The 702-nt window shown below is 48.7% G+C and carries 1 rRNA gene; it reads left to right on the top strand.

The window, feature by feature from the left end:
* Positions 1 to 237 precede the first annotated feature (237 nt).
* Positions 238 to 702 (top strand): 23S ribosomal RNA (locus E3U32_RS03295); the annotation flags it as partial.

Here is a 702-nt window from a genome sequence, read left to right as displayed (position 1 = left end):
AGGGGAACCTGCGGTTGGATCACCTCCTTACCTTAAAGAACCTGCCTTTGCAGTGCTCACACAGATTGTCTGATGAATAATGAACTTCTGAATGTACTTTTGAGTGCATTAAGAAGTTTTGCTCTTTAAAAATCTGGATCAAGCTGAAAATTGAACGACACACATATTATGTGTGTTCGAGTCTCTCAAATTTTCGCAATTTGATGATGAATCGAAAGAAACATCTTCGGGTTGTGAGGTTAAGCGACTAAGCGTACACGGTGGATGCCCTGGCAGTCAGAGGCGATGAAGGACGTGCTAATCTGCGAAAAGCGCCGGCGAGGTGATATGAACCTTTGACCCGGCGATGTCCGAATGGGGAAACCCAGTGTGTTCCGACACACTATCGTTAACTGAATACATAGGTTAACGAGGCGAACCGGGGGAACTGAAACATCTAAGTACCCCGAGGAAAAGAAATCAACCGAGATTCCCCCAGTAGCGGCGAGCGAACGGGGAGCAGCCCAGAGTCTGAATCAGCTTGTGTGTTAGTGGAAGCGTCTGGAAAGTCGCACGGTACAGGGTGACAGTCCCGTACACGAAAGCACACAGGTTGTGAACTCGAAGAGTAGGGCGGGACACGTGGTATCCTGTCTGAATATGGGGGGACCATCCTCCAAGGCTAAATACTCCTGACTGACCGATAGTGAACCAGTACCGTGA

Origin of the sequence: Lelliottia nimipressuralis, from assembly GCF_004402045.1 — a bacterium.
In the GTDB taxonomy this organism is placed as follows: Bacteria; Pseudomonadota; Gammaproteobacteria; order Enterobacterales; family Enterobacteriaceae; genus Enterobacter; species Enterobacter chinensis.
This window is presented reverse-complemented; position numbering and strand designations above follow the sequence as displayed.